Origin of the sequence: Olleya sp. YS (assembly GCF_029760915.1) — a bacterium.
In the GTDB taxonomy this organism is placed as follows: Bacteria; Bacteroidota; Bacteroidia; order Flavobacteriales; family Flavobacteriaceae; genus Olleya.
In genome coordinates this window covers 1,460,444-1,482,359 of sequence record NZ_CP121685.1, presented here as the reverse complement: position 1 = coordinate 1,482,359, position 21,916 = coordinate 1,460,444, and the positions used below count along the sequence as shown (strand labels likewise).

Annotated in this window: 16 protein-coding genes and 1 tRNA gene; 14 read left to right on the top strand and 3 right to left on the bottom strand. The window is 33.1% G+C overall.

Annotated features, from left to right (window positions below; genetic code table 11):
• Positions 1-13: 13 nt before the first annotated feature.
• Positions 14-604 carry a HupE/UreJ family protein gene (locus Ollyesu_RS06740; protein WP_279303030.1) on the bottom strand — a complete coding sequence of 197 codons (591 nt, stop codon included), beginning with the start codon at positions 602-604 and terminating at the stop codon, positions 14-16.
• A gap of 153 nt (positions 605-757) precedes the next feature.
• On the opposite strand from Ollyesu_RS06740, the gene Ollyesu_RS06735 reads away from it, so the two are divergent.
• The 6 genes from Ollyesu_RS06735 (at position 758) to pdeM (ending at position 8,825) form a co-directional block, all read left to right on the top strand.
• Positions 758-1,729: a type I phosphomannose isomerase catalytic subunit gene (locus Ollyesu_RS06735; protein ID WP_279303029.1), complete on the top strand. Its 972-nt coding sequence runs from the start codon at positions 758-760 to the stop codon at positions 1,727-1,729.
• Positions 1,730-1,739: 10 nt separating this feature from the next.
• A complete protein-coding gene (locus Ollyesu_RS06730) occupies positions 1,740-2,750 on the top strand; it encodes a LacI family DNA-binding transcriptional regulator (protein WP_279303028.1) in 1,011 nt (336 codons plus the stop codon).
• Between the two features lie 293 nt (positions 2,751-3,043).
• Entirely contained in the window at positions 3,044-4,069 is a 1,026-nt protein-coding gene (locus tag Ollyesu_RS06725) for a ligase-associated DNA damage response exonuclease (protein WP_279303027.1), read from the top strand.
• Positions 4,066-5,679 carry an ATP-dependent DNA ligase gene (locus Ollyesu_RS06720; protein WP_279303026.1) on the top strand — a complete coding sequence of 538 codons (1,614 nt, stop codon included), beginning with the start codon at positions 4,066-4,068 and terminating at the stop codon, positions 5,677-5,679. The genes Ollyesu_RS06725 and Ollyesu_RS06720 overlap by 4 nt, the downstream gene beginning before the upstream one ends.
• Positions 5,666-8,131, top strand: coding sequence for a ligase-associated DNA damage response DEXH box helicase (locus Ollyesu_RS06715; RefSeq protein ID WP_279303025.1), 2,466 nt, complete (start codon positions 5,666-5,668; stop codon positions 8,129-8,131). Before Ollyesu_RS06720 ends, Ollyesu_RS06715 begins: the two co-directional genes overlap by 14 nt.
• A 16-nt stretch (positions 8,132-8,147) precedes the next feature.
• Positions 8,148-8,825: a ligase-associated DNA damage response endonuclease PdeM gene (gene pdeM, locus Ollyesu_RS06710; protein WP_279303024.1), complete on the top strand. Its 678-nt coding sequence runs from the start codon at positions 8,148-8,150 to the stop codon at positions 8,823-8,825.
• A gap of 35 nt (positions 8,826-8,860) precedes the next feature.
• Here the strand turns inward: pdeM and Ollyesu_RS06705 are convergent.
• A tRNA-Leu gene (locus Ollyesu_RS06705) sits at positions 8,861-8,942 on the bottom strand.
• A gap of 144 nt (positions 8,943-9,086) precedes the next feature.
• On the opposite strand from Ollyesu_RS06705, the gene Ollyesu_RS06700 reads away from it, so the two are divergent.
• The 3 genes from Ollyesu_RS06700 (at position 9,087) to pth (ending at position 11,446) form a co-directional block, all read left to right on the top strand.
• A complete protein-coding gene (locus Ollyesu_RS06700; protein WP_279303023.1) occupies positions 9,087-10,028 on the top strand; it encodes a ribose-phosphate pyrophosphokinase in 942 nt (313 codons plus the stop codon).
• Positions 10,029-10,090: 62 nt separating this feature from the next.
• A complete protein-coding gene (locus Ollyesu_RS06695; RefSeq protein WP_279303022.1) occupies positions 10,091-10,732 on the top strand; it encodes a 50S ribosomal protein L25/general stress protein Ctc in 642 nt (213 codons plus the stop codon).
• Between the two features lie 78 nt (positions 10,733-10,810).
• Positions 10,811-11,446: an aminoacyl-tRNA hydrolase gene (pth, locus tag Ollyesu_RS06690; protein WP_279303021.1), complete on the top strand. Its 636-nt coding sequence runs from the start codon at positions 10,811-10,813 to the stop codon at positions 11,444-11,446.
• A 47-nt stretch (positions 11,447-11,493) separates the two neighbouring features.
• Here pth and Ollyesu_RS06685 read toward each other — a convergent pair whose 3' ends face one another.
• Complete coding sequence (locus Ollyesu_RS06685) at positions 11,494-14,847, bottom strand: reprolysin-like metallopeptidase (RefSeq protein WP_279303020.1); 3,354 nt, start codon at positions 14,845-14,847, stop codon at positions 11,494-11,496.
• A 145-nt stretch (positions 14,848-14,992) separates the two neighbouring features.
• On the opposite strand from Ollyesu_RS06685, the gene Ollyesu_RS06680 reads away from it, so the two are divergent.
• The 5 genes from Ollyesu_RS06680 (at position 14,993) to Ollyesu_RS06660 (ending at position 21,772) form a co-directional block, all read left to right on the top strand.
• Complete coding sequence (locus Ollyesu_RS06680; protein WP_279303019.1) at positions 14,993-17,788, top strand: choice-of-anchor J domain-containing protein; 2,796 nt, start codon at positions 14,993-14,995, stop codon at positions 17,786-17,788.
• A gap of 83 nt (positions 17,789-17,871) precedes the next feature.
• On the top strand, positions 17,872-18,783 hold the full coding sequence (locus Ollyesu_RS06675) for a bifunctional riboflavin kinase/FAD synthetase (protein WP_279303018.1): 912 nt from the start codon (positions 17,872-17,874) through the stop codon (positions 18,781-18,783).
• On the top strand, positions 18,773-20,092 hold the full coding sequence (locus Ollyesu_RS06670; protein ID WP_279303017.1) for an HTTM domain-containing protein: 1,320 nt from the start codon (positions 18,773-18,775) through the stop codon (positions 20,090-20,092). The genes Ollyesu_RS06675 and Ollyesu_RS06670 overlap by 11 nt, the downstream gene beginning before the upstream one ends.
• 148 nt (positions 20,093-20,240) lie before the next feature.
• Positions 20,241-21,512: a serine--tRNA ligase gene (gene serS, locus Ollyesu_RS06665; protein ID WP_279303016.1), complete on the top strand. Its 1,272-nt coding sequence runs from the start codon at positions 20,241-20,243 to the stop codon at positions 21,510-21,512.
• Between the two features lie 137 nt (positions 21,513-21,649).
• The gene (locus Ollyesu_RS06660; protein WP_279303015.1) at positions 21,650-21,772 is read left to right on the top strand and encodes a hypothetical protein; all 123 of its coding nucleotides are present in this window, start codon (positions 21,650-21,652) and stop codon (positions 21,770-21,772) included.
• Positions 21,773-21,916: the final 144 nt, after the last annotated feature.

Here is a 21,916-nt window from a genome sequence, read left to right as displayed (position 1 = left end):
ACTTTAATGAAAACTAGTCTAAAAACGGACTATTTAGTAACATTGGGATAACTAATCCAATGACTATTGCAGAAACAACCATAATCCAATCACGTTTAGAAAATCTAAATACCGTTTGAAAGAGATACCCTAAAAACAGAACTATAAAAACAATTATTATTTGTGCTATTTCTATACCTAAGGCAAATTCTAAAAGTTTAATTACTCTATTATCACCTTCATCAAGATTCATTCTAAACTCTCTAGCAAACCCAAACCCGTGTACCAATCCAAAAAACAAAGTAGACACAAATAACAACCCAATCTTTTGGCTTTTAGCAGTCTTACCAGCGGTAAAAACGTTATAAGTAGCGACTATTAAAATGGTTAATGGTATTAAAAACTCAATTAAATTACTATCAACCTTGACTTTTCCAAAACTAGCCAATACTAACGATATAGAATGACCAATAGTAAACATGGTAACTAACCACAATACACGCTTCCAATCTCTAAAAAGATACGGTACAGCTAAAACAATTAAAAACAAAACATGATCGTAAGCATTTATATCTAGTACATGATTAATTCCGTATTGTACATTTATCCAAAATTCCTGGAGCATAACAGTTAAGTTTTAGGGTTGCTGTAAATATAAGTAAAAACGAAAATGCTTTCCAAATAGATTGTATTTTAAACTCTAAATTAAAGGAAACTCAAAAAAATTATAAATTCAAGCTATTGTTTGGTAAATTTGAGCCCTTATAGTTATTTACACATGAAGTTATATCCATTACAATTTCAACCTCTTTTTAAATATAGACTTTGGGGAGGAGAACAATTAAAAACCGAGCTTGGTAAAGAGTATTCTGAAACCAACATTGGAGAATCATGGGAAATTTCTGATGTAGATACAAATGAGACCAAAGTATTAAATGGTGATTTAAAAGATTTTACATTAAAGCAATTAATCAAAAAATATAAAGGCGATTTTTTAGGACAATCTGTTTATGATACGTTTGGCGAAAACTTTCCGTTACTTATCAAGTTTATTGATGCTAAAACACCATTATCTGTACAAGTACATCCAAGTAATGAGATTGCAAAAATACGTCATAACTCTTTTGGAAAAAACGAAATGTGGTTTGTGATGCAAGCAGAAAAAAATGCAGAACTAATAGTAGGATTTGAAGAAAAAATCACACCTTCTCAATTTGAAACACATTTAAAACACGATACTATTTTAAATGTCTTACACAAAGAAACAGTCCAAAAAGGCGATACATTTTACATCCCAACAGGTCGTGTACACGCAATTGGTGGTGGTGTCATGCTTGCCGAAATACAACAAACTTCTAATATTACCTATAGAATTTACGATTATAACCGAGTAGACAAAACCACAGGACAACAACGAGAACTTCACACAGAGCAAGCTAAAGATGTTTTAGATTTTACGGTCCATAAAAATTATAAAACTGATTACAAAAAAAAGGTAAACACCTCCAACAAGTTAATCCATTCATCATATTTTAAAAGTAATTTTTTAAAGATTGAAGGTACATTAGTAAAAGATTATACTAAATTAGATTCTTTTGTTATTTACATGTGTGTAGATGGTCATGTAAAAATTAACTGGAAAGATAAAATCTATCTACTAAAAAAAGGAGAAACAATATTACTTCCTGCTAGTATAAAAAACATTTCTTTATCTTCAACATCTTGCGAATTATTAGAAGTTTATTTATAAACTAACCATTATGAAAAAAATCACTTTAAAAGATATTGCTAATCACTTTAATGTATCCATCTCAACGGTATCCAAAGCATTAAATGACAGTCCAGAGATAAGTAAAACAACCTCTGAAGAAATAAAAGCATACGCTAAAGAGAAAAACTATACACCAAATTTTAATGCGTTAAGTTTAAAAAATCAACGTACCAAAACCATAGGAATAATTATTCCTAATATGCTGAATTATTATTTTGCACAAGTGCTAAAAGGCATAGAAAAAACTGCTACTCAAAAAGGATACAAAATAATTACTTGTATCTCTAACGAATCTCATCAAAAAGAAGTCGAAACTATAGAAATGTTATCTACAGGTGTTGTTGATGGATTTATTTTATCTGTAGCTGAGGAGACGGAAACGACAAAAAAGTATGCGCATTTCAAATCTTGTATAGAAAAAGAAATTCCGTTAGTTATGTTTGATCGAGTTGTGGAAGATATAGATTGCGACAAAGTAATCACTAACGATTTTATGGCATCAGTCAATGCAGTAAATTACCTAAAAAATAAAGGTTGTAAAAAAATAGCTTTTGTTGCAGCAAACATGGATTTAAGTGTAGGTAAATTAAGATATGATGGCTATTTAGCAGGTTTAAAAAATAATAATTTAGACAAAGACGATGCTATTATTATCACGACGCATGAAATGTATTACAAAAATCATGAAGCAGTTGTAAACCCCCTTTTTAATCAAACATTTGATGCTATAATCGCCTCTAACGAATCGGTTGCGATTGCTGCATTAAAACTTGCCCAAGAAAAAGGTATAAACATACCACAAGACATCTCTGTCCTAGCTTTTTCTAACGGAATTTTAGCCAGACATTCCAATCCAAGACTAAGTACTATAAGTCAACATGGCGAAATTATTGGAGAAAAAGCTGCCACTTTATTGATTAACAAGTTAGAAAACAAAATTAAAACAACAACTTCAGAAACAGTTGAAACAGATATTGTCTTAAGAGATTCTTCAAAATAAATACGCCTAATATTAGAGGATGTAATTAGGATTTTGCTTTTGTTGATTTGTAATTGATAGTTACGTAAAATGTATTTATTCAGTTTCATTAGGTCTAAGATTGCTCTAAATCAAGCAACTTTTGAAATTAATTTAAAATTGAGTTAAATCTATGTGTTCTTTTGAATTAAACACAATAAAGTTTTATCTTTTAAAGGTATAATAGAAACATCGTTTTGTAGTCAATTATTATTTTGATTGCATTAATCACAGTTATTAATTTTAAAGAACTTGTAGTCAAAATTCAATCTTAAATGAAAACTCCTCTTTTAGTATTTAATGACAATGGTATTTATTGCGAAGTAGCAGGCGTCTATCTTGATCCATGGCGACCAGTTGATAAAGCTATAATCACCCATGGTCACGCAGACCATAGTCGTTGGGGACATAAAAAATACATTACGCATCATACTAATGTTCCAATTATAAAACATCGATTAGGAGATATTAATGTGTCTGGAAGGCATTATAACGAGACTTTTATCATTAACAACGTAAAGTTCTCGCTTCATCCTGCTGGTCATATTATTGGCAGTTCGCAAGTACGTGTCGAATATAAAGGAGAGGTTTGGGTGTTTACAGGAGATTACAAATTGGAAGATGATGGTATTTCTGCACCATACGAACCTGTTAAATGTCACACTTTTATTACAGAATGCACCTTTGGTCTTCCAGCCTTCAAATGGACACCTCAGCAAAAAGTATTTGAGAACATTAATAACTGGTGGAAAGAAAACAAAGATGAAGGCAAAACCTCTATATTATTTGGATATTCTTTAGGTAAAGCCCAACGTTTACTAAGATATTTAGAACCATCCATTGGTAAAATATATACGCATGGTGCTATAGAAAATATGACAGAAGTTATTCGTCCAATGGTCGAATTTCCTGAAACAACAAGAATTACAAGAGACACCACAAAAGAAGAGTTAAAAGGATCCATGGTCATTGCGCCACCAAGTGCACATGGTAGTCCATGGATTAGAAAAATGGTTCCCTTTGTAACTGCTTCTGCAAGTGGTTGGATGACCTTTCGTGGTGCAAGACGCAGACGTGCAATTGATAAAGGGTTCGTCTTATCAGATCATTGCGATTGGCAAGAACTTCTTACTGCTATTAAAGCTACCGAAGCCGAAAAAGTCATTACCACACATGGTTACACAGACATTTTTGCAAAATATTTAAGAGAGCAAGGTTACGATGCCAGAACCGAAAAAACCCAATATGATGGAGAACAAGAAGAAGCTGAAGCAAAAAAAGAAGTCCTAGAAAACGCATGAAAAACTTTGCAGATTTAATAAGGACTTTAGATAGTACCAATAAAACAACTTTAAAAGTAAAGGCACTTGCTGAATATTTTGAAATAGCTTCAGATAAAGATAAAGTATGGACTATTGCTATTTTATCGCATCGAAGACCACCAAGACCTGTAAACACGACACTTTTAAGAACTTGGGCTTCAGAGTTGTCCAATATTCCTTTGTGGTTATTTGAAGAATCCTACCACATCGTTGGTGATTTAGCCGAAACAATTGCACTCATCATTCCTGACTCCGATAAAAGTACAACCAAATCTTTAACCCAGTTTTTAGAGGAAATGATAGCACTTAAACCTAAAACTGATGAAGAAAAAAAAGCCTATCTAATAGAAAATTGGGCAGTTTTAAATTATTACGAACGGTTTGTCTTCACCAAATTAATTACTGGAGGATTTAGAATTGGCGTCAGCCAAAAACTAATGACCAGAGCACTGTCTAAAGCTACAGGAATAGATGAAGATGTTTTAGCTTACAAACTTATGGGAAAATGGGATCCCAATACCATTTCTTTTAACGATTTAATCTTGGTTGAAAATGCTTCAGATTTTTTATCAAAACCCTACCCATTTTACCTCGCATACGCAATTGAAAACGACCCTTCAGATTTAGGTGATGTAGAAGATTGGAGTATAGAACATAAATGGGATGGGATTAGATCTCAAGTTATTATTAGAGAAGATGAACTTTACGTATGGAGTCGTGGTGAAGAATTGGTAACGGACAAATATCCAGAGTTTGAAGCTTTTATTGGTGCTATACCAAATGGAACTGTTTTAGATGGTGAAATTCTTCCGTTTATCAATGGTGATTTAGGTACATTTAACGACTTACAAACACGTATTGGACGTAAAACCGTTTCAAAAGCATTATTGCAAAAAGTACCAGTTATTTTAAAAATCTATGATCTTTTAGAATGGGAAGGAAAGGATATTAGAACAATGCCTTTTATAGAGCGAAGAGCGTTGTTGGATAACTTATTTAATACTGTAAACAATCAAAACCTACCATTACAGCTATCTCCTACTTTAACTTTTAAGTCTTGGGATGAAGTTGCTACAGAACGTGATCGTGCAAGAGAAATGCAAAGTGAAGGCTTAATGATTAAGCGAAAAGATTCTGCCTATTTAGTAGGTAGAAAAAAAGGCGATTGGTGGAAGTGGAAAGTTGATTCACTGACTATTGATGCAGTCTTAACTTACGCTATGCGAGGTCATGGAAGACGCTCTAACCTATTTACAGATTACACCTTCGCACTATGGAATGATAATAAGGAATTAGTCACTTTTGCTAAAGCCTATTCTGGTTTGACTGATGCCGAATTTAGAAAAGTTGACGCTTGGATTAAAAAGAATACCTTAGAACGCTTTGGACCAGTAAGAAGTGTTAAACCAGAACTGGTTTTTGAAATTGCTTTTGAAGGTATCGCCTTTTCAAAACGACACAAAAGTGGTATTGCAACGCGCTTTCCGAGGATTTTAAGATGGCGACACGATAAAAAAATTGAAGACGCAAATACCTTAGAAGATATCAAGGCAATGCTTCCTAACACTACAGTTGATGAACAGAAGTGAATTAGAGCAACTCGCTAAAAATTGGTTTTCTAAACAAGGTTGGGCTCCATTTTCATTTCAGAAAAAAACATGGACAGCCTTCTTACAAGGAAAAAATGGATTGTTAAATGCACCAACTGGAAGCGGAAAAACTTATGCACTATGCGTGCCTTTTGTTTTAGACTATATCAAAACTAATCCCGATTACAAAACAAAGCACCAAAAAGGTGCAAAAATGATATGGATTACACCATTACGTGCACTTTCTGTGGAGATTAAACAATCTGCAGAACGTTTTATCGAAGGTTTGGAAGTCCCTTTAACAGTTGGTATTAGGACAGGAGATACGTCACAAAAAGAACGTGCTGCACAAAAGCGTAAAATGCCAGATATATTAATTACCACACCTGAAAGTTTACAATTGCTTCTCGCCTCTAAAGATTACGATAAAACCTTTAAAAACCTTACTGCTGTTGTTGTAGATGAATGGCACGAGCTATTAGGAAGTAAACGTGGTGTACAGATGGAGTTGGCATTATCGCGTTTTAAAACCATTGCGCCTAAATTGCGTATTTGGGGAATATCAGCAACTATCGGTAATTTAGAACAAGCCAGACAAGTACTGTTAGGCGTAAATTCTGAAGCGTTTGAAAATTCGGTATTAGTACGTTCAACACTTAAAAAGAAAATTAAGGTAAAGTCTATCATCCCAAAAAAAATGGAAACATTTCCTTGGCGTGGACACATGGGATTGCATTTAATAGAAGACGTTATTCCCATTATAAACAACAGTAAAACAACGCTACTGTTCACTAATACGAGAGCACAGTGTGAGATTTGGTTTCAAAGACTACTTGCAGCTCATCCAGAATTTGCAGGTGTTATCGCCATGCATCATGGAAGCATTAATAAAGAAACACGTTTGTGGGTAGAACAAGCAATTCGCACAGGCGATTTAAAAGCAGTAGTCTGCACATCTAGTTTAGATTTAGGTGTGGATTTTGCACCTGTAGAAACCATTATTCAAATTGGAGGCCCAAAAGGTGTTGCACGCTTTTTACAACGTGCTGGAAGAAGTGGTCACCAGCCAGGAAAAGAAAGTGTTATTTATTTTTTACCAACCTATGCGCTAGAACTTATTGAAGCTTCAGCGTTGCAAGAAGCGGTTAAAAATGAAGTAATAGAAGATCGGATTCCGTATTTAAATAGTTTTGATGTGCTAGTTCAGTATTTAACAACATTAGCGGTTTCCAATGGGTTTTATCCTGAACCTATTTTTGAAGAAATAAAAACAACATTTTGTTTTCAAACCATTACCAAAGCACAATACCAATGGATATTAAATTTTATAACCATGGGAAGCCAAAGTCTTCAGGCTTATGACGAATATAAGAAAGTAGATATTGAAGAAGACGGTAAATTAAAAGTAAATAGCAGAGCAGTTGCGATGCGACACAGACTACAAATTGGGACAATTGTTAGTGATGCAGTATTAACTGTAAAGTTTTTAAAAGGCGGTTTTATTGGCTCTATTGAAGAGTGGTTTGTATCTAAACTAAAACCAGGCGACGTCTTTACTTTTGCTGGTCGCACTTTAGAGCTTTACAGAATTAAAAACATGCAAGTACTGGTTAAAAACTCTAAAAAGAAAAAAGCAAAAGTACCAAGTTGGATGGGTGGACGCATGACGTTTTCTTCAGAAATGAGCGAATTACTGAGAGCACAACTCTATGAGGTAAATGCAGAAAACCCTAAACTTTCTAGAGAATTAAAAGCACTTCAATCTATCTTTAAACGTCAACGTTTAGAAAGTATAGTACCAACAAAAGACGAATTTCTAATCGAAACTTTTAAAACACGCGAAGGGTATCATGCATTATTTTATCCATTTGAAGGTTATTTTGTACACGAAGCGTTATCTAGTCTTATTGCTTACAGAATAAGTTTATTATCACCTACTTCGTTTTCAATAGCAGTTAATGATTATGGGTTTGAGTTGTTATCTGATCAAGAAATTGACATTCAAAGTATGTTGGATAATGATTTACTATCAACAGATTTTCTTAAAAGTGACCTTGAAAAAAGTTTAAATGCTAGCGAGATGGCTAGACGAAAATTTAGAGACATTGCAGTGATTTCTGGATTGGTATTTAAAGGATTTCCGCAGAAATTAGTAAAAAGCAAACACTTGCAATCCAGCTCGCAATTATTTTTTGGTGTGTTTCAAGATTATGAAGCAGACAATTTATTATTTCAGCAAGCCTTTATTGAAACTTTTGAGCATCAGTTGGAAGAAGGACGCTTACAATTGGCTTTAGAGCGCATAAACCAGCAAAATATTATCTGGAAACAATGCAAAAAACCGACCCCTTTTTCTTTTCCTATTATTACAGATAGATTACGTGCTAAACTGTCTTCAGAGAAATTAGCAGATCGTATTAAGCGTATGACTGCTCAACTAGAAAAGTTATAATATCTTTGATGTTGTAATGAAAACGCAATCTATTTCCATAAAAAACAACACCTTTATTTTACACCCTAGTGGTGCTGTGTATTGGCAGGACGAGCAAATGTTGCTTATTGCAGATGTACATTTTGGAAAAGTCACACATTTTAGAAAACATGGTATTGCAGTACCTCAAGACGCTTTATATAAAAATTTTGAACGTTTAGATGAAGTTATTTCCTATTTCAAGCCCAAATCGCTCTATTTTTTAGGTGATTTGTTTCATAGTTATTTAAATACCGAATGGCAACTTTTTGAAATATGGGCTAACAAACAAAGTTGTGATATTATTCTTGTAAAAGGTAATCATGATATTATATCACCACTACTCTACAATGATTTAGGTATTCAAATTATTGTTGAGCTTAAGTATAAAGGATTTCACTTAACACATCATCCAACGATAACAGACAACTACTTTAATTTTGCAGGACATATACATCCAGGAATTACTTTAAGTGGTTTAGGTAAACAGCGTCTAACACTACCTTGCTTTTATAGTTCTAACCAACAACTAATACTGGCAGCTTTTGGAGCCTTTACTGGTAAGCATATTATGGAGCCTACAGAAGATAATATTATCTATGCGATTGCAGATGACGAAGTGATTAAGATTACACCAAACAATAATCGTACAGTTAACGCAATAAAAAAGCCTTAATCATCTAAAAAATAGACAATTAAGGATTTAAAAAGTACTCAAGGTGGGAATCGAACCCACACTCTCGAAAGAACTGGATTTTGAATCCAGCGCGTCTACCAATTCCGCCACTTGAGCATTTTGAGAAGGCAAAAATAAATATATTTTAGATAATTCCTTTAAAAATAGCGTCTAATATCTTTTAAACATCAAAAATTATACTAAATTTGCACCTCATTAAAAAACACGTAGTGTAAAAAGCTACCTAACAACTGTTTAACAATGCCAAATACAAAGCCAGAAGCTAAAATATTTTCTATCACTCAAAGTAAAACTTTGGCTGAGAAAATTGCTGCTGCATATGGAACAGAGTTAGGTAAAGTTATTACTTCAACATATAGTGATGGTGAGTTTCAACCATCTTATGAAGAATCTATAAGAGGAACACGTATTTTTATAATAGGATCAACCAATCCAAGTTCAGAAAACTTAATGGAAATGTTGTTAATGATAGATGCTGCTAAACGCGCATCTGCAAGACACGTTACAGCTGTTTTACCATATTTTGGTTGGGCAAGACAAGATAGAAAAGACAAACCTAGAGTACCTATAGCTGCAAAATTAGTAGCAAAAATGCTAGAAGCTGCTGGTGCGACTAGAATTATCACAATGGATTTACATGCAGATCAGATACAAGGGTTTTTTGAAAAACCAGTAGACCACTTGTTTGCATCTACTATATTTTTACCTTATTTAAAAGAATTAAACTTAGATAATCTAACGATTGCTTCACCAGATATGGGTGGATCAAAACGTGCCTATGCTTATTCTAAAGCATTGGAAAGTGATGTTGTAATATGCTACAAGCAACGTGCTAAAGCAAATGTAATTTCGCATATGGAATTAATTGGTGATGTTACTGGTAAAAATGTGGTATTAGTTGATGATATGGTAGATACTGCTGGTACATTAACCAAAGCAGCAGATGTCATGATGGAACGTGGCGCATTAAGTGTAAGAGCCATTTGTACACATCCAATATTATCTGGAAATGCTTATGAGCGAATTGAAAACTCTAAATTAGAGGAATTAATAGTAACAGATTCTATTCCACTGAAGCAAGAAAGTAAAAAAATAAAAGTATTAAGCTGCTCAGATTTGTTTGCAGAAGTTATGCAAAATGTTCATTACAACAAGTCTATTAGCTCTAAGTTTTTAATGTAGTCATTTAAATAATAAGACTACTCAATATTAGTATATTAATAATTAAATATAAATAAACAAAAATGAAATCAATTACAATCAACGGATCCAAAAGAGAAAGCGTGGGCAAAAAAGCAACTCAAGCCTTACGTAATGCTGGTCAGGTTCCTTGCGTTTTATACGGAGGAGACAAACCAGTGCATTTCTCTGCACCAGAATTAGCCTTCTCAAAACTTGTATACACGCCAAATGCACATACAGTTGTGATTGAGCTAGATAATGGTGAAAAATTAGATGCAATTTTACAAGACATCCAATTTCACCCAGTAACAGACAGAATCTTACACGTAGATTTTTATCAAACTTTTGCAGACAAAGAAATTACAATGGACATTCCTGTAAACTTCATTGGTAACCCAAGAGGTGTTAGAAATGGTGGTGTTTTACGTAAAAACAGACGTAGTTTAAGAGTAAAAGCTATACCTGGAAATTTACCAGATTTTATCGATGCAGAAATTTCTGAATTAAAAATTGGTAGCAAATTATACATTACTAAATTAGAAAACGAAGCATATAAGTTTATGCATCCAGATAATACAGTTGTGTGTTTAGTAAGACGTTCTAGAGCTGCAGTTGTTGAAGATGAAGATGAAGATGAAGAAGGAGCAGAAGCAGGTGATGTACCAGCAACAGAAACTGATGATGTAGCAGCAGTTAAAGAATAGATTACAAAATCTATAAATAATTTTAAAGCATTCTGTTAATTCAGAATGCTTTTTTATTTTTGAAAAAAATCGATTATAATGTGGGAATTCATCAAATCTTTATTTCTTTCAAAAAATAACAACATTATAGTTGAAGAATCAAATCCAATGAAAAAATTTTTAATTGTAGGTCTTGGAAACATTGGCGAAAAATATGCTAATACTAGACATAATATAGGATTTAAAGTGTTAGACTTTTTGGCTAAAAAAGAATCACTAACATTTGAAACCCAGAAATTAGGTGATATAACCACTTATAAATTAAAAGGCAGGACTTTTATACTTCTTAAACCAAGTACGTATATGAATCTTAGTGGTAAAGCAGTACAATTCTGGTTAACTAAAGAAAAGGTACCCTTAGAAAATCTATTAGTTATTACAGACGATTTAAATTTACCTTTTGGAAGTATTAGAATAAAAACTAAAGGAAGTGATGGAGGACATAACGGTCTTAAAGACATTCAAAACACATTAAACAGTACCAAATACAATAGATTTAGATTTGGAATTAGTGATGCGTTCAGTAAAGGCAGACAAGTAGATTATGTATTAGGAGAATGGGAAGATGAAGAAATCAAACTACTACCAGAACGTTTAGAAAAAGCTGTAGAGGTTATAAAATCTTTTGGTTTATCTGGTATTAATAATACTATGAACACCTTTAATGGAAAATAAAAAGGGAAGTGATATCACTTCCCTTTTTATTTGGATATGTCATAGGGTTACTTTATGACCAGCTTCTTAGTTAGAGTTAAGTTTCCATCAGTTATGTTAAGAAGATATAATCCAGCCTCGACATTATTTAATGTGATAGTTTGATTAAAATCATTTGAGTTTTCAAACAAGTTATTGTATACTTTTCTTCCTCTAACATCATAAACATCTATTGATATATCATTATCAAAGTTATTGTTATTTAATACAATTGTAAACTCTCCATTATTTGGATTTGGATAGACAGTAAAGGTAGTAGCTCTATCTTCAAAATTATCGGTAGATAATGTTGTGAAGCTTCCCAAAACACATAAATCCAATGAAAACTCTAAAATTGTACCTCCATCTGCTGGACCAAAATCATCATCCACAGATAAAGTCCAATCTCCAGCAGTCATTTCTCCGTATAAAACAGACAAATCTCCTTCAGGAGTAAAAGTACCTGTAAAAGGTGAAGAGCCTGAGGTTATAGAATTGGTTGCCTCTTGGTCAAAAATAGTATTTGTGTAATTATTACTAGAGCTTCCATTATCAGTTGATAATTCTACGGACGTACCAAGTGGACTAATCAAAAAGATGTCTAAATCACTATTCCAAGTATGATCAATATTTATTCTAACATTAATATCTGTGATTTCTAAATCTTCTGGTATATTAATAATCGAGGTGTAATTAGCATTTGAACCAGAACTAGCAATAGTTATAGGTGTATCTGTTGCATTAAAAATATTATTACATGTCAATACTGCTGTTGTAAAACTATATACTGAAGACGGACTTGCTGTAGCACAATCATTAGAAGAAGTTACTCTCCAATAGTATTGTGTGTCCGCATTTAACATTGTGGTCGTGTATGAATTGGTTTGAACTGAAGCTGACTCTACAATTGTTCCAAATCCAGAGTCTGAAGCTATTTCAACTAAATAATCTACTGCATTTGGATTTGTTACCCAGACTAAATCTCCATTTGCTGGAACATCTACAGCTCCATTAGCTGGTGATGTTAACACAACAGAATTAAGTGTACTACTATAAACATTAAAAGATAAGTCAACCGTTTTTGTTATTGATCCTGAAGTTCCTTCTAAAGTAAAACTATAGTTTCCTAATGCTAAACTACCTGTTCCTGAAACCGTAACAGTTCCAGTATCACCATCTATAGATGCAGTATTTGGATTGATTACTGCAGAAGTTCCACTAGGTAGACCAGTGACAGATAAATTAGTGGTTCCGCTAAATCCTAAAAAAGTATTATATGTATAATTGTAAACAGCATCATTAGGTTGGCATACATCAACATTTGGATTTGATACCGTAATAACAAACTCAGATTCTTGTATAGAGAAGTTAGTAGAGTTTACTGCGTAGAAAATATTATTATTACCTTCTACTATAACTCTAGCCATATTTGTATCTCCTCCTGTTGAAGGCACTGCAACGTCATGTGAACCATCATTTGGCACATCTGATGCTAAGGTAAATGGAAAGGTTAAGCCTCCATCTATAGATAATAAAATATTTACTGTGGGTGTATTAACAGCTCCTCCATCGGTTCCTGCAACATTCCATGTTACGGTTTGTGTTGATCCTGCATCCCAAGTTTCATTAGTCGTTTGAGAAGTGACTGTAAAAGGACCTGATGAAGCATCAACAGTAACTTGCATTACACCAAAACTTGTTTGTGGGGTTTGACCAACTCCTCCAGCTTCTGAGCGATCTCTAACAGTTAATGCAAAATTTAACGTTCTTCCTACTGTGGATACAGTTTCCCAAGAAGTATTATTGACTGTTTCAACTGGATTAGTCTCAGTTAATTGTCCATTTAATACTCTACTTAAAATAGGCATATATCTATTTGGAGACGTACTTGGAGGTCTAGATCTCCACACAGCACCAGTTGTTTTTGTAGGTCCAAAGGTGCTATTAGTAGTTACACCACTGTCTATTTGTTCCCAACAATAGGTTAATGCATCTGTAGGATCAGGATCTGAAGCAGCTCCTTTAAGGATAAAAGCTGTACCATTAGGAATGGTATAATCTAAACCAGCATCTGCAACAGGAGGATTATTAGATATATTTGTTGTTGTTGCACATTGATTATTACCACTAGTTACATTATTTAAAATTTGACTGATACTATAATAATGAAAATAAGGATCACTATGGTCCTGTACATCATTACCTCCCGTAATTCCTGCATAACCCATTATAGTAGTTCCACTTCCTGGTTCAGCATTTACACCTGTCCCTTCAGAGCTAAATGAAAAGGTATGGTTTGCTCCCATTTGATGTCCAATTTCATGTGGTACATAATCGATATCAAAGAAATCTGCCATATAAGGTCCACCATCATTATCAGCAAATGAATGCGCAGAGAAAGCACTTCCTTTTCCACTTTCGCATACACATCCTATACAACCTGCATTACCATTATTACCAGCAAAATGTAATAAGTGGCCTATATCATAATCATCTTCTCCAACAACATTTGTCAAATTAGTTTGTAAATCACCATTTAAATTATTACCATAAGAGTCAGTACCAGAATAAATCAAATCTATAGCTGGGTCATCCATAGTATCTACTAAAAGAAATGTTATTGCCATATCTACTTCAAACACCTCATTATTTCTGTTTAATGTAGATACCATTGCGGCTAATGCATCTTGTTGCGCATTTCCATTTCCAGGATTTCCATCATCCCAAAAACCAGTATACTCTGAGGTAACAGACATAGCCATTTTATATGTTCTTAATAATTTATCGTTAGCATCTCTAAGGACTTCGCTACCTAAAATACGACTAGTGATACTTACATCTTCAGTTAAACATTCAAAAGTTTCATGACTATTAATTCTAGTTTTTCTGTTGTAAACAATATATTGTCCATTAGAAACTTTATTTACTGATTGAATATAAACTGTTTCTGCTCCAGGTTCCGAAATCATTCCGTTAAAGCCTAAAGGCGTGACACTAAACCTAATTCTTGTACCAGAGTTATCAATTCTAGATCCTAAATATGTTTTTATTCCTGGGTGTTGATTTATATTATCATTAGTCGAAAAAATTTGAGTTTCTACAATTCTAAACTGTTCTAACTTACCATCAATGGTAGGAAAACTTACTAAGGTATTAGATTGACCTTGAGACTGATTTCTAAGTGGAGCACTGGCTAATTGCTGTTTTAAAATGTCAATATCTAAATTGAAGATATTATAGTGACTTTTATCTAAACTTTTTAGTGATACTTCACTATTATTCTCATTAAATGTAGATTTTTTCCAAGATTTACTTTGCGAAAAAGCTGTTTGTACTACAAATAAGAAACATAACGGTATTAGAATATGTAATTTTAATTTCATAGCGGAGGGTTTTATAGCATTATGAAACATAAAATTAACCATTTATGTCAATAACTCTCAAAAAAAACATAATTAGTTTATTAATTTAACAATGTAATTGTATTTTTTTCCATAATTTTAGCGGATAATTCTAAAATTTCTTTAAATGAAAAAAATTACTTTTTACCTTTTTTCACTATTATTTGTTTCAAGTATAGTGACTCAAGCTCAAAACGGAAAAAAAATCCCAGATAATATTTCCACGAATTCTGATCAAGTAATTAGATGTGGTTCGGATGAATACAATGCAAGAATGTTACAAAGCAATCCAAATATGATGGGTAGTCAGGCATTTGAAGAAATTGTACAAAATAAAATAGAAGAAGCTAGACAACAGAGAACTGGTAATCAAATGGTGGTTGTAACCATCCCAGTTGTAATTCATATTTTCAACAATGGTGAAGCTGTTGGTACTGGTCCAAATATTACTGATGCACAGGTTATTTCTCAAATTACTGTGATGAATGAGGACTATAGAAGACTTCTTGGTACTCCAGGTTACAATACTAACTCAGTAGGTGCAGATGTTGAAGTTGAATTTTGTTTAGCTCAAACAGATCCTAATGGAAATCCAACTACTGGTATTGATAGAGTTAATATAGGTCAAAACGGAATATTTGAGACTAGTTTAGCTGATGCTCAAAACCAAATGGATGCATTGAAACCAGGAACAATTTGGGATCCAGCTAATTACATGAATATGTGGTCTGTTGCTTTTAACGGTGGATCAGGATTACTTGGATATGCTCAGTTTCCAGGAGGAAGTGCTGACACAGATGGTGTTGTAGCTGATTATAGATTTTTTGGTAGTTCAGACTATAACGATGGGACATTTAATCTAAGCGCACCATATGATAAAGGAAGAACTATGACTCATGAGGTGGGTCACTTTCTAGGTTTATTTCATACATTTCAAGGTGGTTGTGCAGGAACAGGATCTACAGGAGGAGATTTTTGTGCAGATACACCTGCAGTAGGTACACCAAACTATGGTTGTCCTACAGGTACAGATTCTTGTCCATCAGATGCTGGAAATGATATGATCGAAAATTATATGGATTATACTGACGATGCTTGTATGAATGTATTTACAGTAGACCAAAAAGCTAGAGTGCAAGCTGTTTTAGCTACACAAGTTAACAGAGCATCTTTAACTAGCTCAAGTGCTTGTAACTCTCCAACAACTCCATTTATCAACTTTTCACCAGGCTCACCATCACCAGGACAAGTTGCTGAAGGAAGTGATTGTAATTTCTTAGATTACACCATTGATTTAACAATGACTATTCCAGCAAGTGCAAACGCAACTGCTAGTTTAGCTAATACTGGTACTGCATTAGAAGGTGAAGATTTTATGTTAATTAATAACTCTGTAACCTTTAACTCTGGATCTACAACTCCAAGTAACTCTGTAACACTAAGAGTCTTTAATGACGGTGTTGTTGAAGCTGATGAAACCATTATATTATCTATTAACGTAAGTACTACTGGAGATGCAGTTGCAGATTCGGACACTTACAATTATGTAATTGCAAACGATGACGATGCACTTATTTCTGCTGGTAACGCTGTAATATTTAGTGATGGTTTTGAAGCATACGCTGACTTTGATATTTCACCAGTTGGTGGATGGACTTTAATAGATAATGATGGTGATAGTACTTATGATTCTACTAATACAGATTTCCCTAACGAAGGGTATACAGGATCATTTATAGTATTTAATCCATCAGCAACGACTCCAGCTTCTAATACAGGTTGGGATGCTCATACAGGTAGTAAAGGATACTACTGCTTCAATTCTACAGGTGATGTTAGCGGAACTATATTAAACGATGATTACGCTATCACGCCTCAAATTAATTTAAATGGAACTGGAAGTGAACTAAAATTCTGGGCTAAGTCTTTAACAGATAATTATGCAGGCGGAGAACGTTTCCAAGTTGGTATTTCAACTACAAATACAAATGCGGCTAGCTTTACAATTATATCACCTGCTCCTTATATTATTCCACCATTAACTTGGACAGAATATACTTATGACTTATCAGCTTATGACGGTCAAAATATATACATAGCAATTCATGTTGTTTCTGCGGATGAATTTGTATTTATGTTAGATGATATTTCTGTAACTGCAAATGTTACTACAGGAGTACAAACTACTGTAAATACAGCCACTCCTGATCAAAATAATTTAATCGGAGCTGGTCTAACTTATTACAACGATGTATCTAGTAATGATGTTATGGCTGATATTGATAATACAGCAGCATTTGATTACGGTTGTACAACAGTTGCAGTATCAAGAGACGCAGCAACAGCAGGTGCTGGTGCAGTTCCATACGCAGGAGGTACAAATGTAGCTGGTTATGTTACAGCTAAAACGTTTGATGTAACAACTACTAATCCTGGTAGTGGAGCAGCAACGGTTAACTTCTATTTTACAGAAGGCGAACTAGCTGCATGGGAAACTATTACTGGTGAAAACAGATCTGCTTTATATGTTAAAAATGATACGACTGGAGAAGTTGTACCTGTTACAATATCTGCTTTTGGAACAGACTCCAAATTAGAAGCAACCTTTGCTAATGGATTAGCTGGTACTTACTACTTCGGTTCTCAATTAGCATTTTTATCTGTAGGAGAGTTTGAGTTAGCTAATTCTATTTCTATCTATCCAAACCCAACTGTTGATGTATTAACTATTAAAGTAGATAATGATAACGATTTACCAAATGCATATAAGATTTACAACATGCTAGGTCAATTAATCACTGAAAATAGCATTAGCAATACTCAAGATTTAACAATTGATGCTACACCATTTAGCAATGGTATGTACTTCATTAAAATCTCTAAAGGCGGTAATGCAATAACACTACCTTTTATAAAGAAATAAAAGAGTAATTAAATAATAATCTTAAAAGCCAATTGGATTTATTTCAATTGGCTTTTTTACTTTTGTATGATAATTATAAACTATTGAAAACTAAACATAATAATACAGTATTAACCATTGGTACATTTGATGGCGTACATTTAGGGCATCAAAAAATTATTAATCGCTTAGTTGATGTAGCCGATACAAAAAAATTAGAGCCTACTCTACTAACGTTTTTTCCACATCCAAGAATGGTGTTACAAAAAGATGCTAACATCAAGCTAATTAATACCATAAATGAGAAAGAACAACTTTTAAAACGTTTTGGTATTACAAACTTAGTCGTTAAAAAATTCACAAAAGAGTTTTCCAGATTGACAGCAGAAGAATTTGTTGAAGAGATATTAGTCAATCAACTAAAATCTAAATATGTTATTATTGGTTACGACCATCATTTTGGAAGAAATAGAAATGCTAACATCGACGATTTAAAACAATTTGGAGAGCAATTTAATTTTGAGGTTGAAGAAATATCCATGCAAGATATTAATGATGTTGCCATCAGTTCTACTAAAATTAGACATGCACTACTTGAAGGTGATATTAAAACTGCAAATACTTATTTAGGGTATCAATTTATGTTAACTGGAAATATCGTTAAGGGTAAGGGTATAGGAAAAACTATAAATTACCCTACAGCTAACTTACTAATAGAGGAAGCTTATAAACTTATCCCTAAAAAAGGGGTTTATGTAGTGCAAGCTAAAATAGATGGCAAATTAGAATTTGGTATGATGAATATTGGAACAAACCCAACTGTTAATGGAGTAGACCAAAGTATTGAAATTCACTTTTTTAATTTAAATAAGTCACTCTACAACAAAAACTTAAGCATCGAGTTGTTATATAGATTAAGAGATGAACAAAGATTTGAAAACCTAAATAAGCTTAAAGTGCAACTGGATTTAGATAAAACAAAAGCACTGGAGTTTTTAAAGACATATGCTCAATAAATTTTTATTTAAACATATAGATAATAGCGCATTAATAGTTTTCAGGATTATTTTTGGTTTATTATGTTTTTTAGAATCTGTTGGTGCTATATTCACAGGTTGGATTAAATACACTCTCATTGATCCAAAATTTACTTTTAATTTTATAGGTTTTGAATTTTTACAACCCTTACCTGGTCATTGGATGTATGTCTATTATGCCATCATGGGTTGTTTTGGTTTATTAATCATGTTAGGATATAAATATAGGCTTAGCATGATTGCATTTACTGTAATGTGGACAGCCACCTATTTAATGCAAAAAGCCTCTTATAATAATCATTATTACTTGTTGTGTTTATTAAGCGGAATAATGATATTTCTTCCAGCTAATAGGTACGCCTCTTTAGATGTCAAAATTAACCCAAGTATTAAGCAAATAAGTATGCCAAATTGGTGCAAATGGATATTTGTTATTCAACTATTTATCTTATACACTTATGCATCTATTGCCAAATTATATCCAGATTGGATTGATTTGACTGTTCCTACTATATTAATGCAAAACAAAATAAATTATCCTATTATTGGAGAGGCTTTACAGCATCCATTTTTTCCAGTTTTAGTTGCTTATGGTGGAATTTTATATGATGGCTTAATCATACCCTTTTTGTTATATAAACACACCAGAAAATTAGCGTTTTTCGGATCTATTTTTTTCCATTTATTTAACTCGGTAGTATTTGGAGTAGGGATTTTTCCTTATTTAGCACTAGGCTTTAGTGTATTTTTCTTTCCTCCTGAAACTATTAGAAATATCTTTTTAAAACAAAAACCCTTGTACAAGGAGCACAATATAATAATACCAAATTACAAACCTATACTACTTGGGTTAGCGACAGTATATTTTAGTGTTCAATTACTACTTCCTATCCGTCAATATTTTATAAAAGACGATGTGCTTTGGACCGAAGAAGGTCATAGATTATCTTGGAGGATGATGTTAAGATCCAAAAATGGATATGCAATTTATAAAGTTGTTGATAAACATACTAACGAAACAACCACAATAAATTTAGACCACTATTTGTCTAAAAAGCAAAAACGAATAGCGTCAACAAAACCCGATGTTATTTGGCAATTTGCCCAACGTTTAAAACAAGATTTTATGTCCAGAGGTCAAGACGTATCTGTATATGTAGACTGTAATGTTAGTGTCAACGGTAGACCTTATGTTACACTTGTAAACCCAAAAATAGATTTAGCTGCAGTCCAGTGGGATCCGTTTAACCATAGTGATTGGTTATTACTATCTCAATTAGATAAATAATTTATTTTTAGCTACACAAAATCTTACTACTTTTACAACTTATAATTTGAAGTTACACTTTGCGTTAAGGATTGAGCAATTGTTGAAGCTCCTCAAAGAGAGCGACTTGCGAAAGCCTGACCTTTAGGTAACGCCCAAAATAAAAAACATGTTACAAGTACCATTTATTAGAGAGAACAAAGATTTAGTAATCAACAGATTAGCTGTTAGAAACATGGATGCTACTGCTATGATTGAAGACGTATTACGTTTAGATGAAGAGCGTCGTGCTTTACAAACTAAATTAGATGCAATATTGGCAGAATCTAACTCAATCTCTAAAGAAATTGGGATATTATTTAAATCTGGTCAAGCCGAAAAAGCGAACGCTTTAAAAGCTAAAACTGGAGATTTAAAAGAAGAATCTAAAACTTTAAATGAGCAATTAAATACTACTGCTGAAGCGTTAAATCAATTGCTATATAAAATTCCTAACGTACCGCATACGTCTGTTCCTAAAGGAAATACAGAAGAGGATAATGAGGAAATATTCAAAAAAGGCGATATTCCAAAATTATTTGATGGTGCCTTACCACATTGGGAATTAGCAAAAAAATACGACATCATTGATTTTGAATTAGGTAATAAAATTACAGGTGCTGGTTTCCCAGTATACAAAGGAAAAGGTGCACGATTACAACGTGCATTAATTGCCTATTTTTTAGACAAAAATACTGCTGCAGGTTATACCGAGTATCAATTACCTCATTTAGTAAATGAAGCGTCTGGTTTTGGTACTGGACAATTACCAGATAAAGAAGGACAAATGTATCATGTAACAGAAGATAATTTGTACTTAATCCCGACAGCAGAAGTACCAGGAACTAACATTTTTAGAGATGTTTTACTAAACGACAGTGACTTACCTATAAGTATAACTGGATACACACCTTGTTTTAGACGTGAAGCAGGAAGCTATGGTGCACATGTACGTGGTTTGAACCGTTTACATCAATTTGATAAAGTAGAAATTTTACGAGTGGAGCATCCTGACAATTCTTACCAAGCGTTAGATACTATGGTTGACCATGTTAAAGACATACTTAACGAACTTAAATTGCCTTACAGAATTTTAAGATTATGTGGTGGAGACATAGGTTTTACCTCTGCATTAACTTACGATTTTGAAGTGTTTTCAACTGCTCAAGACCGTTGGTTAGAAATCTCTAGCGTGTCTAATTTTGAAACCTTTCAAGCTAATCGTTTAAAACTTCGATTTAAAAATAGCAATGGTAAAAATGAATTAGCGCATACGTTAAACGGAAGTTCTTTAGCATTACCACGTGTCTTAGCTGGTATATTAGAAAACTACCAAACTGAAGATGGTATTAAAATACCTGAGGTGTTGATTCCGTATACTGATTTCGATATTATAAATTAGACATATTTTTCCTACTTTTCAATTCAAAAACATCGATTAAGTGTTAAAATAAACGTTGTTTTGCAAATTTTTAGTGTTTTTATTTTGTAGTTAACTAAATAAAACTTTTATTTGGTGTACCAAAAAACCTACTTATTATGAAAACCGTAGCAAGACTCTTGCTTTTTGTGGTGCTTTTAGTTGTAATGGTGAAAGTTTTAGATACTAATTCCGACCAAGACAACATCAATAAAGAAACTATAGCGCAAGTAAAACAATAATTATTTGAATTATATCGATTAGCCCCAATCAAGTAATTGAATCTTATATTGAATATATATGATTAATAGCACTTTTATTTAGATTGGCTGAATGCCCGAACAATGTTCGGGCATTTTTTTTCATATTATTTACATTTACTAGCT

Excerpts from the sequence above, each read along its gene's own strand:
- Ollyesu_RS06740 (WP_279303030.1), bottom strand. The coding sequence starts at position 604 with ATGCTCCAGGAATTTTGGATAAATGTACAATACGGAATTAATCATGTA.
- Ollyesu_RS06735 (WP_279303029.1), top strand. The coding sequence starts at position 758 with ATGAAGTTATATCCATTACAATTTCAACCTCTTTTTAAATATAGACTT.
- Ollyesu_RS06730 (WP_279303028.1), top strand. The coding sequence starts at position 1,740 with ATGAAAAAAATCACTTTAAAAGATATTGCTAATCACTTTAATGTATCC.
- Ollyesu_RS06725 (WP_279303027.1), top strand. The coding sequence starts at position 3,044 with ATGAAAACTCCTCTTTTAGTATTTAATGACAATGGTATTTATTGCGAA.
- Ollyesu_RS06720 (WP_279303026.1), top strand. The coding sequence starts at position 4,066 with ATGAAAAACTTTGCAGATTTAATAAGGACTTTAGATAGTACCAATAAA.
- Ollyesu_RS06715 (WP_279303025.1), top strand. The coding sequence starts at position 5,666 with ATGAACAGAAGTGAATTAGAGCAACTCGCTAAAAATTGGTTTTCTAAA.
- pdeM (WP_279303024.1), top strand. The coding sequence starts at position 8,148 with ATGAAAACGCAATCTATTTCCATAAAAAACAACACCTTTATTTTACAC.
- Ollyesu_RS06700 (WP_279303023.1), top strand. The coding sequence starts at position 9,087 with ATGCCAAATACAAAGCCAGAAGCTAAAATATTTTCTATCACTCAAAGT.
- Ollyesu_RS06695 (WP_279303022.1), top strand. The coding sequence starts at position 10,091 with ATGAAATCAATTACAATCAACGGATCCAAAAGAGAAAGCGTGGGCAAA.
- pth (WP_279303021.1), top strand. The coding sequence starts at position 10,811 with ATGTGGGAATTCATCAAATCTTTATTTCTTTCAAAAAATAACAACATT.
- Ollyesu_RS06685 (WP_279303020.1), bottom strand. The coding sequence starts at position 14,847 with ATGAAATTAAAATTACATATTCTAATACCGTTATGTTTCTTATTTGTA.
- Ollyesu_RS06680 (WP_279303019.1), top strand. The coding sequence starts at position 14,993 with ATGAAAAAAATTACTTTTTACCTTTTTTCACTATTATTTGTTTCAAGT.
- Ollyesu_RS06670 (WP_279303017.1), top strand. The coding sequence starts at position 18,773 with ATGCTCAATAAATTTTTATTTAAACATATAGATAATAGCGCATTAATA.
- serS (WP_279303016.1), top strand. The coding sequence starts at position 20,241 with ATGTTACAAGTACCATTTATTAGAGAGAACAAAGATTTAGTAATCAAC.
- Ollyesu_RS06660 (WP_279303015.1), top strand. The coding sequence starts at position 21,650 with ATGAAAACCGTAGCAAGACTCTTGCTTTTTGTGGTGCTTTTAGTTGTA.